This window comes from Allobosea sp. P1_A7 (genome assembly GCF_056406775.1).
On sequence record NZ_JBFTZN010000139.1, the window covers coordinates 1 to 14,424 of the forward strand.

The following is a 14,424-nucleotide window of genomic DNA, read 5'->3' on the forward strand; positions in this document are numbered from 1 at the left end:
CACCGGCCGTTTGATCGAGGCGAACAGCGCCAGCTCCCCGATCAACCCGCCTGGACCCACCACCTCGTCGGCGGGTTGGCCGTCATCCCGGCTCATGAGCGCAATCGCACCCGAGACGACGAGATAGGCCCCATCCGAACCGTCGTTGCGGCGGAAGAGCACATCACCGGCGCGCAGGATGCGGTTCTCGGCGGCAAAGGCCACGAGCCGCAAGGCGTCATGGTCCATGAGACCCAGCAGCGGCTGTTTGGCCAGGAATGCGATGTCGTCGTTAAGCGCCATGAAATCTCAAGGATTCAGGCGATAGCCGCCCGCATCCGTCACCAATAGTCGCGCATTGGCCGGATCGGGCTCGATCTTCTGGCGCAGACGATAGATATGGGTCTCCAGCGTGTGGGTGGTGACCTGTGAATTATAGCCCCAGACCTCCTGAAGCAGGATCTCGCGGGCAATCGGCTTGCGGCCGGCACGATAGAGAAAGCGCAGGATCGCGGTCTCTTTCTCCGTGAGCTTGGTCTTCGACCCCTTCTCGCTGACAAGCAGCTTCGATCCTGGGTGAAAGGTATAGGGGCCGACCTGGAAGACGGCATCCTCGCTCGCTTCGTACTGCCGCAAATGGGCGCGGATACGCGCCAGCAGCACCGCGAACTTGAACGGCTTCACCACATAATCATTGGCGCCGGCTTCCAGTCCGAGCACGGTATCGGCGTCCGAGCCCTGCCCGGTCAGCATGATCACCGGGCTCTTGAAGCCGTTGCGGCGCATCACCTTCACCGCCTCGCGACCATCCATGTCGGGAAGCCCGACATCCATGACGGCGAGATCGACCCGTTCCGCCTGAACGGCCTTCACGCCGGCGGATGCCGTCGCAGCCGTCGAGATCCGGAACTCGTCATAAAGCGCGAGCTGCTCCGCGAGCGCGTCACGCAACGTCTGGTCGTCGTCGACCAGAAGAATATGATGGACGGCGGGCATGGCAATCATTTGAACGGTTTGCGATTCCGGCACCATGAGCCCGCTGAATCGCGACTGCAAGTCAGGTGGGGTGGAATATCCGTGAGAAAATGTGATCAGGCCGACGGTGCCGGTCCAGGTGAGGTGCGGCGAGGCCTTACCCGGTTGCGGGTCGTCCGCTCCGTGCATGATCGCCGCAAGGGATTTCTGATCGCCGGCGGCGCCTGTTTTCCCTGTGCACTTGGCCGCTCCGGCATCATTGTCGCCAAGCGGGAAGGCGATGGCGGCACTCCCCGCGCCACATTGCCGCTGCGGCGCATCTTCTATCGCGCCGACCGCTTGCCCCGCCCCCAGACCAGCTTGCCGTTGCGCAGGATCGCACCTCGCGATGCCTGGTGCGACGATAGGAGCGACCGGCGCTACAATCGACTGATCGACCGCCCGCCCGGCGAAGCCGAGGAGCGTCTTACACGCGAGGACCATCTCTACGACGTCATCGTCGAAATGGGCTGGAACGACGCCCCGGTGATTCGCGGCCGCGGAAGTGCGATTTTCTGGCACCTGGCCCGGCCTGGCTTCACTCCGACGGCGGGTTGCGTCGCTGTCGAGCGGCATGTTTTTGAGAAGCTGCTGCCGCGCCTCGCCCGGCGCTGCGTCATGGAAATCCGGTAGGATCCGCATTCAGCGCGATCAGTAGGCCTTGGGGTCGACTCGGCACTACCGCCGGGTCGACCCGCTGCCGGCGTGCAAACAGGGAGCTCCCTACGCCCTGGCCCCAAAGATCGCGCTACCGACACGAACATGGGTAGCACCGAGCTGGATCGCGGCCTCGTAGTCGGCGCTCATTCCCATCGAGAGTCCGCCAATCCCGTTGCGCAGGGCGATCTTGGCCAGCAGCGCGAAATGCGGCGAGGGCGGCTCCTCGGCTGGCGGAATGCACATCAACCCCTCGATCACTAAACCGTGATGCGTGCGGCAGAGCGCGATGAACGCGTCGGCCTCGCCCGGATTGATGCCTCCCTTCTGCGGTTCCTCGCCGGTATTCACCTGCACGAAGAGTTTCGGTGCCCGGCCGGCCCTCGCGATCTCGCGGGCAAGTTCCTTCGCCAGGCCCTCCCGGTCGAGCGTATGGATCGCATCGAACAGGGCGACCGCGTCCCGTGCCTTGTTCGACTGCAGCGGGCCGATCATGTGCAGTTCGACATCGGGAAAGCGCTCGCGCAGGCCCGGCCATTTCGCCTTGGCCTCCTGGACGTAGTTCTCGCCGAAGACGCGCTGTCCTGCTTCCAGGGCAGGAAGGATCGCCTCCTCCGGCATGGTCTTCGAAACGGCGATCAGCGTCACATCTGCTGGGCGGCGCTCGAAATCACGCGCGGCGCGTGCAATCGCCGCTTGCGTGGCGGCCAGCCGCGTAACCGTATCGTTCATCGTGAAACCCTTCCATCTCGCGCGCGACGTTGACCGCGTGCGTGCAATGGTGTCCTAGAACATGATGTGGAAAAGCCGGAACCGGTTTTCCGCCCGAATCCCGCTCTAACTGCGGAAACGGCCTTCTGTTTCCTCTGAAAGCGCCCAGCGATTTCCTAGGGAGCGGCCGGCAGGCTCCGCTTATCCAAGAATTGCCCGCGCATCATGGCCGTCGAACGTTACAATCCCAAGGAATCCGAGCCGAAATGGCGTCAGGTCTGGAATGAGCGCAAGCTCTTCGAGACACGCAATGACGATACGCGCCCGAGCTACTACGTGCTCGAGATGTTCCCCTATCCGTCGGGGCGCATCCATATGGGCCATGTTCGCAACTATGCGATGGGCGACGTCGTTGCGCGCTACAAGCGGGCCAAGGGCTTTTCCGTTCTCCACCCGATGGGCTGGGATGCGTTCGGCCTGCCGGCCGAGAACGCTGCCAAGGCCAACAAGATCCATCCGCGCGAATGGACCTACGCCAACATCGCGACGATGCGCACGCAGCTCCAGTCGATGGGGCTGTCGCTGGATTGGAGCCGCGAACTCGCTACCTGCGACCCGAGCTATTATCGCCACCAGCAGAAGATGTTCCTGGACTTCCTCAAGTCCGGGCTGGTCGATCGCAAGACCGCCAAGGTCAACTGGGATCCAGTCGACGAGACCGTGCTCGCCAATGAGCAGGTCATCGACGGCCGTGGCTGGCGCTCCGGCGCTCTCGTCGAGATTCGCGAGCTGACCCAGTGGTTCTTCAAGATCACCGATTACGGTCAGGAGCTGCATGACGCCCTGGAAGGGCTGACGCGCTGGCCGGAGAAGGTGCGGCTGATGCAGAAGAACTGGATCGGCCGCTCGGAAGGGCTGCTGATTCGTTTCGCACTCGAATCGAATGCCTTCGGCCAATCCGACTTGGAGATCTATACGACACGCCCGGACACGCTGTTCGGCGCGAAGTTCATGGCGATCGCGCCCGATCACCCGCTGGCCAAGGCCGCCGCAGCCAGGAACCCGGAACTGCAGGCCTTCATCGAGGAGTGCAAGCGCACCGGCACGGCGCAGGAAGCGATCGACAAGGCCGAGAAGCTCGGCTTCGATACCGGCCTGCGCGCGGTCCATCCCTTTGATCCATCATGGACTTTGCCGGTCTATGTCGCGAACTTCATCCTCATGGAATACGGCACCGGTGCCATTTTCGGCTGCCCGGCCCATGACCAGCGCGACCTCGACTTCGTCAACAAATACGGGCTCGGCAACACCCCGGTCGTCTGCCCCGAGGGTGTCGACCCCGAAAGCTTCGTCATCACGGACACGGCCTATGTCGAGGATGGCCGCATGATCAATTCGCGTTTCCTGGATGGCATGACCATTCCGGAAGCGAAAGAAGAGGTGGCCCGCCGGCTGGAGAGCGAGACACGCGGCAATCAGCCCGTTGGCACGCGCAAGGTGAATTTCCGTCTGCGCGATTGGGGCATCTCGCGCCAGCGCTACTGGGGCTGCCCGATCCCGATCATCCACTGTGCCGATTGCGGTACCGTGCCGGTCCCGGATGCCGACCTGCCGGTCAAGCTGCCGGATGACGTCTCCTTCGAGAAGCCCGGCAACCCGCTCGACCATCATCCGAGCTGGAAGCATGTCGCCTGCCCCAATTGCGGCAAGCCGGCCCGTCGTGAAACCGACACGATGGATACCTTCGTCGATTCCTCGTGGTATTTTGCCCGTTTCACCGATCCCTGGCGCACCGAGAGCCCGACCGATCGCAAGGTCGTCGACCGCTTCCTTCCCGTTGACCAGTATATCGGCGGCGTCGAGCATGCGATCCTGCACCTGCTCTATTCGCGCTTCTTCACCCGCGCGATGAAGGCAACCGGCCATGCCGGGTTGGACGAGCCTTTTGCTGGCCTCTTCACCCAGGGCATGGTGGTCCATGAGACCTACCGAGCCGAGGATGGAACCTGGGTCGAGCCCGGCGATGTCCGTATCGAGGCCAATGGCAGCGAGCGTCGTGGCTTCCATGTCGAGACCGGGGCGCCAATCGAGATCGGCTCCATCGAGAAGATGTCGAAGTCGAAGAAGAATGTGGTCGACCCCGACGACATCATCGCCTCCTACGGCGCCGACACCGCCCGCTGGTTCATGCTTTCGGACTCGCCACCGGATCGCGATGTGATCTGGACGGACGAAGGCGTTCAGGGCGCAGCCCGCTTCGTGCAGCGCCTATGGCGGCTGATCGGCGAGATCGCCGAGCGGACCGGCAATTCAGCGGGTGCTGCCGCGGAATTCGGTRAGGCGGCCCTCACCTTGCGCAAGGCCAGCCATCGTGCCCTGCACGCCGTCGGCGCCGATATCGAGCGCCTCGGCTTCAACCGGTGCGTCGCTCATATCTACACGCTGACAAACGCCATCGCGAAGGCGCTCGACGGAGCTGCCGAGGATCCCGCGCTTGCCAGCGATATGGCGTTTGCGCTGCACGAGGCGGCCGCCATCGTCACGCAGCTTGTCGCGCCGATGATGCCGCATCTTGCCGAGGAGTGCTGGCACGCGCTCGGCCAACCCGGCCTCGTTGGCGAAGCCTCCTGGCCGGTGGCTGACGCCGAACTGCTCCGTGACGACAGCGTCACGCTGCCGGTCCAGATCAACGGCAAGAAGCGCGCAGAGGTGACCGTGCCGGCCGATGCGGATACGGTCTCCGTCGAAGCCATCGTTCGGTCATCCCAGGCCGTCATCAAAGCCCTGGACGATCGCCCGATCCGGAAGATCATCGTGGTGCCGGGGAGAATTGTGAATGTCGTCGTCTGATTCGCACCGCTGCCGACCTGGTCGCGGTGTGCCTACCCGCCGCCTCATGCTGGCCGCCGCACTCGGCGCCGCCGCGCTTGCTGGTGGGTGCCTGCGCCCGCTCTATGCCGAGAATACCACCAGCACCGTCGGCGGCAGCGTCAAGGCGGCGCTCAGGAATATCGAGGTCCCCGAGATCAAGGGCCTGGTCGGGCATTACCTGCGGAACGAACTCGTCTTCGAACTCGACGGCGGCGGAGCCGGAGAGGCCACTGGTCCGAAGCGCCTGAAGCTCCAGGCCTCGATCCGGGAATCGATCGAAGTCGTCACCGTCGACTACGTCAGTGGCCGCGCCGACTCCGCCGTTCTCGTCGCGACAGCCACCTGGTCGCTCGTCCGGGAAGGTACAGGAGAGGTCGTATCCTCCGGCACGACCATAACGCGCGCGCCCTATGAACGCTCCCAGCAGCGTTTTTCCACGGTCCGCGCAGCACGAGATGCCCAGATTCGAGCCGGCAAGTCGCTGGCAACCCTGATCCAAGGGCAGATCGCCGCCGATCTCGTCGGCGGCTGAGCCGGACGACAGGCAATGGTCGCCATCAAGGCGCATGAGGCCGACCGGGCCCTGACCAAGCTGGACCCGGCCTGGCGCCTCATCCTGATCTATGGACCCGATTCCGGCCTTGTCTCCGAGCGGGCGACAGCGCTCGCACGCGCCAGCGTCGACGATATCAACGATGCCTTCCAGCTCATTCGCATGGATGGCGATGATGTCGCTGCCGATCCCCTCAAGCTGGTAGACGAAGCCAATACGATCGGCCTGTTCGGCGGCCGGCGTGCCATTCGCGTGTCACCGACATCGAAGCTGCTGCTCGCGGCGGTCGAGCCGCTGCTGTCGACGCCATCGCAGGACGCGATCGTCATCGTCGAAGCGGGTGATCTCCAACGCACCAATCCCCTGCGCCAGGCCTGTGAGAAGGCACGAACGGCCCTCGCCGTGCCCTGCTACGGCGATGCGGCGCGCGATCTTGGTAGTATCATCGATGAAATKGTCCGGGCTGCCGGCAAATCGATCGACCGCACCACGCGCGAACAGCTGTCCGGGCTATTGGGCGGCGATCGCCAGACATCGCGCCGCGAGATCGAAAAGCTTCTGCTCTATGTTGGCGCAGATCCAGCCGTCACCGAAGCGCATATCGAGGCGGTCGTCGGCGATACGGCACAACGCGAGCAGGCTGCGCTCGTCGATGCGGTCTTCGCCGGCCGTCTGGCCGTGCTCGATCTGGCGCTCGCGAAGCTGTCGAGCGAAGGCCTCGATTCCGGGGTGATGCTTGGCGGCTTGCTACGCCACGCCCTGACGCTGCTGAAAGCCCGTCAGAGCGTCGATGGCGGCCGCAGCGCCCGGGACGCGGTCTCCAGCATGCGGCTGCCCTTTCCCCGCATGGCGGCCGCTGAAGCGGCGTTGAACGTATGGTCCGTGCAGAAGCTCACCGAAGCGGTCGGCATTCTGGGAACCGCAACTCTTGCGGTCAGGCGCGATGGCGAACTCGCCCGTCCAACCGCTGCACGCACCCTTTGGACCCTCGCCCGGCTGGCACAGAGCGGCGGGCGCGGTTCCTAGCGAGTAAGCGCAAGGGGCCTGATCAGGCTTTCAGGCGCCGACACAGGGCATCGAGCTGATCGAGCGTCTTGTAGCCGATCTTCATGTCGCCTCCGCCGCTCGGACGGTGCTGGATCGACACTGATAGCCCGAGAACCTCCTCGAGCGCCTTTTCCAACGCGCGGGTGTCCGGATCCTTGTCGAGTTTCGGCTTGCCAGGGGAGCTCCTGCTCTCACCCCGCGCCTCTTCCTGCACCAACCGTTCGATGTCGCGGACGCTGAGGCCCTCATCGACGATCTTGCGCGCCATCAGCTCAGGATCCGCGACCGAGAGYAGCGCGCGCGCGTGGCCCGCCGAAACGGCGCCCTCAGCCACCATCCGCCGGACAGGCTCCGGCAGTTTTGAAAGGCGCAGCGTATTCGCGACATGGCTTCGGCTCTTGCCGATGACGCGGGCCAGATCGTTCTGGGTATAGCTGAATTCGGCAATCAGGCGCTCGTACCCGGCGGCCTCTTCGATCGCGTTCAGGTCGCTGCGCTGGACGTTCTCGACGATGGCGATTTCCAGCGCCTCGCGGTCGTCAGCCTCGACCTGGATGACGGGAACCTCATGCAGGCCGGCGCGCTGCGCGGCACGCCAACGCCGTTCGCCGGCGATGATCTCATAGGCGTCGGCCATGCCCTTGAGCGGGCGCACGATGATCGGCTGCAGGATCCCGCGCTCGCGCACGGAAGCCGTCAGATCCTCGAGCTCGTCATCCGCGAAACTGCGCCGCGGATTCCGCGCGCTCGGCCGCAGGAACTCGACTGGAACCCGACGCTGGCCTCTGGCACGCTCGAGCGCTCCGATCTCGTCGCCGACATCTCCAATCAGAGCGGCGAGACCCCGGCCAAGACGTGAACGTCCCTGTTCCTCGGCCATAATTCAACCTCTTGATACTAAATACGAAATGAGTTCAGGCAGCGGCGCGCAGCGCACGCTCCCGCCTGATGACTTCGGATGCCAGCCGCAAATAGGCCTGCGAGCCGGCACAGCGGAGATCGTAGAGCAGGGCGGGCTTGCCGTAGGACGGGGCTTCCGAAACCCGGACATTGCGCGGGATCACGGTCTCATAGACCTTGTCGCCCAAAAACTCGCGAACGTCGGCCATGACCTGACCGGAGAGATTGTTGCGCGGGTCGAACATGGTCAGGACCACGCCCTGAATGATCAGGCGCGGATTGAGCCCATTGCGAACCTGCTCGACCGTCTTGAGCAGCTGGCTGAGGCCCTCCAGCGCGAAGAACTCGCATTGCAGCGGCACAAGCACGGCGTCGGCTGCCGTCATCGCATTGATGGTGATCAGGCTGAGCGAAGGCGGGCAGTCGATCAGAATATAGGTCAGGTCCGCACAGCGCTGATCGTCGGAAATTTCGTCGATCGCCTTCTTGAGGCGCTGGGTGCGATCCTTGGCACTGGCGATCTCGAGCTCGACACCAAGCAGATCGAGCGTCGACGGCGCGATGAACAAACCAGGTACAGCGGTTTCCTGCAGCGCCTGACCAAGGCCGATATCGCCGCAGAGCACATCATAGGTCGAGGATTGCCGGCTCTTCCGGTCAACGCCGAGCCCGGTCGAGGCATTCCCCTGCGGATCGAGATCGACGATCATCACCTTCTCACCGATCGCGGCGAGCGCCGTGCCGAGATTGATGGCCGTCGTCGTCTTGCCGACGCCGCCCTTCTGATTGGCGAGCACCAGCACACGTGGCCGGCGGGGGGGAAGGGTAATGGGAGTCGGATCGGTCATGTATCAGCCCGCTGCTCGGCCTCGCGAATCAACAGAATGCGAGCTGCCGGATCTGTCACGGAGACAACTGTCGAGGCCTGAATCTTCCAATATTTAGACGCTTCGGTCAATTCAGCATCTAGATATTGTCCCTTGGGAAAGAGCCCAAGTGTCCCGGTTCTCAACAACTCCTTGCACCATCCTAGCAGAATCGGGAGCGGTGCGAGCGCCCGGGCCGTCACGACGTCGACTTTTTCTGTGAACTCCCCAATGATATCCTCGATCCGCGAGGCATGAACCGTCACAGGCGCACCGGTCACCCGGGCCGCGTGGCGCAAAAAGGCGCATTTGCGCGCATTGCTCTCGACCAGATGGATTCGGCCTTGCCCCTGTTCGGCAAGACAGATCCCGATCACAAGTCCGGGAAATCCACCGCCTGAGCCGAGATCGAGCCAGGTTCTGGCGTCAGGCGCCAATGCGAAGAGCTGGAGCGAATCAGCGACGTGCCGCGTCCAGACATCCGAAAGCGTCGTCGAAGAGACCAGGTTCTTCGCATTTTGCCACTTGACCAGCTCTGCGACCAGCAGCGCGAGCCGCTCCTGTGTTTCACGTGAAACAGGAGTCAAGCGCAGAGCGCGGGCGCGGTCATCATTGTCAACAGCCACGACTCAGGCCGCCGTTTGCGTCGCGCGCTTGCGATCCCGCCGCGCATGGGCCGCCAGTAAGGTCAGTGCAGCAGGAGTCATGCCTTCGATCCGTGATGCTTGCGCGAGATTGGCCGGGCGCTGCTGYGACAGCTTCGCTCTCAATTCATTCGAGAGCCCGGAAATACCATCAAGGTCGAGATCGGCCGGGACCTCCAGAGCTTGGTCACGCTGATAGGCCCCGATCTCGGCAGCCTGTCGGTCGAGATAGACAGCATAAGTCGCATCCGCAGTAACGCGCGACGCAACGGAGGCGGGGTGGGCGTTGAGCTCCGGCCAAATCGCTGCCAGCTGCTCGAAGCTGATGTCTGGATAAGAGAGGAGTTGATAAGCGCTCCGACGCACGCCATCGCGGTTCAATTGCAGGCCGACCTGGTCGGCCTGTTGCGGTGTCAGCCGGAGGTTCTTCAATTGCACCCGCAAACCGTCGATTTGCGCGGCCTTGGCCTGAAACCGGCGTTCACGCTCGCCTCCGACCAAGCCGAGCTCGATACCCAACGGGGTCAGCCGCTCGTCGGCGTTATCGACACGCAATGACAGCCGGAACTCTGCACGCGACGTGAACATCCGATATGGCTCTGTCACCCCACGCGTCACGAGGTCATCAACCAGTACGCCGATATAGGAGGTCGTCCGATCCATCGCGATCGGCTCTGCACCACCGGCACGCCGCGCCGAATTGAGGCCCGCAAAGAGCCCCTGGGCAGCCGCCTCCTCATAACCGGTCGTTCCGTTGATCTGGCCCGCGAGAAACAGACCGGCGATCGCGCGCGTTTCGAGCGAGTTCTTCAAGGCGCGCGGATCGACGAAATCATACTCGATCGCATAGCCAGGACGCAGCATGGCTGCATCTTCAAGCCCAGGAATCGTCTTCAGCAAGCCGAGCTGCACATCTTCCGGCAAGGAGGTCGAGATACCGTTGGGATAGACGGTGGGATCATCGAGCCCCTCCGGCTCCAGAAAGATCTGGTGGCCGTCGCGATCCCCGAACCGGCCGACCTTATCCTCGATCGATGGGCAGTAGCGTGGTCCTCGGCCCTCGATCTGGCCCGAAAACATCGGCGCCCGATGGAGGTTGGCGCGGATCAGTTCGTGCGAAGCCAGCGTGGTGCGGGTAATGCCGCAGGAAATCTGAGGCGTCGTGATCGCATCGGTCAGCGCGGAGAACGGCTCCGGCGGCTCGTCGCCGGCTTGCATCTCCAGCGTGGACCAGGCGATCGTGCGCCCATCCAGCCGTGGTGGCGTACCCGTCTTGAGGCGACCAAGCGGAAGCGCGTGACGCTCCAGCGTGGCCGATAGACCAAGCGACGGGGCTTCCCCAACGCGTCCTGCCGGAATTGTCTTCTCGCCGATATGGATCAATCCACGCAGAAAGGTACCAGTCGTCAGGACAACCGTTCCGCAAGCGAATCGACGCCCGTCGGACAGAATGACGCCTTGAACCGCGCCATTCACTATATCGAGGTCAAAGGCCTCACCGACCACGATCTCGAGATGCTCAAGCTCGGCGAGCAAATCCTGAACCGCACTCCGATAGAGTTTCCGGTCTGCCTGCGCGCGCGGGCCGCGAACGGCCGGGCCCTTGCGGCGGTTCAGCATCCGGAACTGGATGCCAGCACGGTCAGCTGCGCGGGCCATGATACCGTCGAGCGCATCGATCTCACGCACCAGATGGCCCTTGCCCAATCCGCCGATCGCAGGATTGCAGGACATCACACCAATCGTCTCGCGCTGATGGGTCAACAGCGCCGTGCGCGCGCCAAGACGCGCAGCAGCGGCCGCCGCCTCGGCGCCGGCATGGCCGCCACCTACGACGATGACGTCATAGCGATCTGTGGCAATGGAATGGGACATGCGCATGTCGCTAGCCAACCCCGTGCCGAGGGTCAAGATTCTTGTGATCTCTCAGCTGAAGGTTTCACGTGAAACGCCGCGCAGCGGGTTCTCTACTTTCCGATGCAGAAGCCTGCAAACAGCCGGTCCAGCACATCCTCGACGTCGATCCGCCCCACGAGCCGTTCGAGCGCGCGCACGGCGATCCTGATGTCTTCAGCCAGCAGCTCGACCTGTCCGTGCCCGGAACCCGCTGCCCGCTGCAGAGCCGCCACCGCGTCCGTAACCGCTACGCGCTGTCGCTCGCGGGTCAGCAATGCGGGCTCTGGATTGGTCAGCGCACCGAGCCGCTCCGAAACGCTCCTCAACAGCGTATCGAGTCCGACACCGCTTTGCACGGAGACCGCCAGTTCACCGGCGCCAACTTGCCCGGGCAAGTCGCACTTGGTGGCAACCATCAGATCCTGCGGTTCAACGGACGCTCGGTTCGGAGACGAATCGACTGCACGAAGTCTCAGCACCAGATCCGCCTTCTCGGCCAGAGCCGTCGCCCGGCGGACACCCTCTGCCTCGATCGGATCGACACTCTCGCGCAAACCCGCCGTATCGATCAACGTCACCGGGAAACCGGCGAGATCAAGCCGGACCTCAATCATGTCGCGGGTCGTACCAGGTTGCGGCGAGACGATCGCCACGTCGCGGCGGGCGAGGGCGTTCAGCAGACTCGACTTTCCCGCATTGGGCGGTCCCGCCAGCACGACGACAAATCCCTCACGAACGCGCTCGCCCATCCGAAACGATCCAAGGGCATCGCGCAGGCTCGTCAGCACGTCCGTGACGGACACAATGGCGTTCTCCACAAGCGCTCCGGAAACATCGCCTTCATCCGAGAAATCGATCTCGGCCTCCAACAGCGACATGGCGCCGATCAACTGATCTCGCCACAGCCCGGCCGCATGACCAAGCGCTCCCTCCATCTGCCGGAGCGCCTGTCGACGCTGCCATTCCGTMTCCGAATCGATCAGGTCAGCCAGGCCCTCGACCGCTGCAAGATCCAGCTTTCCCGCCTCAAAGGCCCGCCGGGTGAATTCGCCGGCCTCCGCCAATCGAAGCCCTGGTAGCCCGGTCAATGCCGAGAGCAGGGCCGCCATCACCGCACGCGAACCATGGACATGGAACTCGGCGACATCCTCGCCGGTGAAGCTCGCTGGTCCCGGGAAGAACAGGACCAGAGCCGAATCGATCACCTCGTGGGAGACGGGGTGGCGCAGGTGTCGAAGCACCGCATGCCGCGGGTTGGGGATAACGCCCGAAATTGTTTCGAGGACGAATCGAACTTGCGGCCCGGASACCCGCAGGACAGCCACCCCGGCGCGGCCATTGGCCGACGATAGCGCCACAATCGTTGGGTAATCCTGTCCGGTCGTCATAGGCAGCACATCTTTCCGTTGCGACGCTGATCCGCCTGGGAGATCCGTCGATGAATCGTCTCGGGGCCGCCGCCAGCCCCTATCTCCTGCARCACAAGGACAACCCCGTCCATTGGTGGGAATGGAGCGAGGAAGCCTTTGCCGAGGCAAAGTCAAGCGGTCGCCCGGTCCTGCTCTCGGTCGGCTATGCCGCCTGCCACTGGTGCCATGTCATGGCCCATGAGAGCTTTGAGGACTTGGCAACCGCGGCGCTGATGAACGCGCGCTTCGTCAACATCAAGGTCGACCGGGAGGAGCGACCCGATATCGATCAGGTCTACATGAACGCGCTGCACAGCCTGGGCGAACAGGGGGGCTGGCCGCTGACCATGTTCCTCACCGCCGACCGTCAGCCATTCTGGGGCGGCACCTATTTTCCGCCAACGGCGCGCTATGGACGGCCCTCCTTCAGCCAGGTGCTGCAGCAGATCGCGGCCGTCCACGCACAAGAGCCCGAGCGGGTCGCGCGCAATGCCGCCGCGATCAAGGCTGCACTCGAGCAGAGTGAGGCTGCAGCAAGCCCGGAAGCCCGATACAAACCTGACCTCGACCAGATCGCCAGCGAGATCGCCCAATCCTTCGATCCGCAGCATGGCGGGCTGCGCGGCGCACCAAAATTCCCCAATCCTGGCCTGATCGAGCTGCTCTGGCGTCACGGCAGCCGCACTGGGAACGCGACCACACTCCTGCCGGCGACCCGCACCCTGGAACGCATGGCGCGTGGCGGCATTCACGATCACCTCGGCGGCGGCTTCGCCCGATACTCGGTCGACGAGCGCTGGCTCGTGCCGCATTTCGAGAAGATGCTTTATGACAATGCCCAGCTACTCGGGCTCTATGCGCTCGAGGCGAAGCGCAGCGGCAATCCACTGGCGCACAGCGCGGCCCAGGGCATCGTCACCTGGCTTGAGCGGGACATGCTGCTACAGGAGGGCGCTTTCGCCTCCAGCCTCGATGCCGATTCCGAGGGGGTCGAAGGCAAATTCTATGTCTGGACTGCATCGGAGCTGGCCAGCCATCTCACGCCAGCCGACGCAGAACTCTTCGCCCGGCACTATGACGTCACCGCCCATGGCAACTGGGAAGGCGTCACAATCCTCAACCGGCTCGACACGCCCGATCCGGATCCGGCATTCGAGCAGCAATTGGCCAACATCCGGCGGGATCTCCTGGCGTTGCGCGCTCGCCGGGTTCCTCCGGCCCGCGACGACAAAATCCTGGCCGACTGGAAGGGGCTGATGATCGCGGCGCTCGTGCGAGCCTCCGGTCTACTCGCGGAGCCCGCCTGGCTGGCCCTTGCTCGGCGAGCCTACCATTTCGTCGCCGAATCAATGAAGCATGGCGACGGCCTCGCTCACTCCTACCGCGCGGGCCGGTTGATCACCCCGGGCTTTGCCCTCGATCACGCGGCGATGATCGAAGCGGCCTTGGCACTCCACGACGCCACATCGGAACGGCATTTCCTTGACCACGCCCTGCGCTGGTCCGCCCATCTCTGGCGGTACTACCGCCACGTCGATACGAGTCTACTTGGTATGACTCAACGCGATAGCGCCGTTCTTCCGGTCGTACCGAGGCCGACTCACGACGACGCAGTCCCGAACGCTAATGGCGTGCATGCAGGGAACCTGCTTCGTCTGGCGGCCAAGAGCGGAGCCCCGACCGATAGGGCCCAGGCCGAACGGTTTCTCGCAGCAGCATTGGCCGCTGCCGAGCGCGCGCCGGTCGCCCATGGCTCCGTACTCAATGCTTATGATCTGGCGCGGCACGGCATCGAGATCATCCTGGCTGGACCCGAACGCGAACGTCTTCGCGCGGCTGCGCTGGCATTGCCCTACACGACGACGATGATCGTCGAC

At 63.8% G+C, this 14,424-nt stretch carries 13 protein-coding genes; 5 read left to right on the forward strand and 8 right to left on the reverse strand.

Going from position 1 to position 14,424, the window contains the following annotated elements; all coding sequences use genetic code 11:
- Positions 1-282 (reverse strand): cyclic nucleotide-binding domain-containing protein (locus AC1D34_RS22300; protein WP_476825361.1); only part of this gene is annotated, 282 nt, incomplete at its 3' end.
- 6 nt (positions 283-288) lie between these two features.
- On the reverse strand, positions 289-975 hold the full coding sequence (locus tag AC1D34_RS22305) for a response regulator transcription factor (protein ID WP_069882335.1): 687 nt from the start codon (positions 973-975) through the stop codon (positions 289-291).
- Between AC1D34_RS22305 and AC1D34_RS22310 the strand changes: the two genes are divergently transcribed.
- Positions 961-1,626 carry a L,D-transpeptidase family protein gene (locus AC1D34_RS22310; RefSeq protein WP_476825362.1) on the forward strand — a complete coding sequence of 222 codons (666 nt, stop codon included), beginning with the start codon at positions 961-963 and terminating at the stop codon, positions 1,624-1,626. The two genes, AC1D34_RS22305 and AC1D34_RS22310, sit on opposite strands and share 15 nt — an antisense overlap.
- 90 nt (positions 1,627-1,716) lie before the next feature.
- Here AC1D34_RS22310 and AC1D34_RS22315 read toward each other — a convergent pair whose 3' ends face one another.
- On the reverse strand, positions 1,717-2,382 hold the full coding sequence (locus AC1D34_RS22315; RefSeq protein WP_441492049.1) for a YggS family pyridoxal phosphate-dependent enzyme: 666 nt from the start codon (positions 2,380-2,382) through the stop codon (positions 1,717-1,719).
- 204 nt (positions 2,383-2,586) lie between these two features.
- Between AC1D34_RS22315 and leuS the strand changes: the two genes are divergently transcribed.
- From leuS to holA, 3 genes are read left to right on the forward strand one after another with little or no spacing between them, the layout of a single operon-like run.
- Complete coding sequence (gene leuS / locus AC1D34_RS22320) at positions 2,587-5,211, forward strand: leucine--tRNA ligase (protein ID WP_476825363.1); 2,625 nt, start codon at positions 2,587-2,589, stop codon at positions 5,209-5,211.
- Complete coding sequence (locus tag AC1D34_RS22325) at positions 5,198-5,764, forward strand: hypothetical protein (RefSeq protein ID WP_441492047.1); 567 nt, start codon at positions 5,198-5,200, stop codon at positions 5,762-5,764. The genes leuS and AC1D34_RS22325 overlap by 14 nt, the downstream gene beginning before the upstream one ends.
- Before the next feature lie 15 nt (positions 5,765-5,779).
- Positions 5,780-6,811, forward strand: a complete 1,032-nt coding sequence (holA, locus tag AC1D34_RS22330) for a DNA polymerase III subunit delta (protein WP_476825364.1) — start codon at positions 5,780-5,782, stop codon at positions 6,809-6,811.
- Between the two features lie 22 nt (positions 6,812-6,833).
- Here the strand turns inward: holA and AC1D34_RS22335 are convergent, their stop codons facing one another.
- The 5 genes from AC1D34_RS22335 to mnmE all read right to left on the reverse strand — a co-directional run bounded on the left by AC1D34_RS22335 (position 6,834) and on the right by mnmE (position 12,526).
- Complete coding sequence (locus AC1D34_RS22335) at positions 6,834-7,712, reverse strand: ParB/RepB/Spo0J family partition protein (protein WP_441492045.1); 879 nt, start codon at positions 7,710-7,712, stop codon at positions 6,834-6,836.
- A 34-nt stretch (positions 7,713-7,746) separates the two neighbouring features.
- The gene (locus AC1D34_RS22340) at positions 7,747-8,580 is read right to left on the reverse strand and encodes a ParA family protein (protein WP_476825365.1); all 834 of its coding nucleotides are present in this window, start codon (positions 8,578-8,580) and stop codon (positions 7,747-7,749) included.
- The gene (rsmG, locus tag AC1D34_RS22345) at positions 8,577-9,224 is read right to left on the reverse strand and encodes a 16S rRNA (guanine(527)-N(7))-methyltransferase RsmG (RefSeq protein WP_476825366.1); all 648 of its coding nucleotides are present in this window, start codon (positions 9,222-9,224) and stop codon (positions 8,577-8,579) included. The genes AC1D34_RS22340 and rsmG overlap by 4 nt, the downstream gene beginning before the upstream one ends.
- Before the next feature lie 3 nt (positions 9,225-9,227).
- Positions 9,228-11,117, reverse strand: a complete 1,890-nt coding sequence (gene mnmG, locus AC1D34_RS22350; protein WP_476825367.1) for a tRNA uridine-5-carboxymethylaminomethyl(34) synthesis enzyme MnmG — start codon at positions 11,115-11,117, stop codon at positions 9,228-9,230.
- Between the two features lie 92 nt (positions 11,118-11,209).
- Entirely contained in the window at positions 11,210-12,526 is a 1,317-nt protein-coding gene (gene mnmE / locus AC1D34_RS22355) for a tRNA uridine-5-carboxymethylaminomethyl(34) synthesis GTPase MnmE (protein ID WP_476825368.1), read from the reverse strand.
- Between the two features lie 50 nt (positions 12,527-12,576).
- Between mnmE and AC1D34_RS22360 the strand changes: the two genes are divergently transcribed.
- A partial coding sequence (locus tag AC1D34_RS22360) for a thioredoxin domain-containing protein (protein WP_476825369.1) occupies positions 12,577-14,424 on the forward strand: 1,848 nt, incomplete at its 3' end.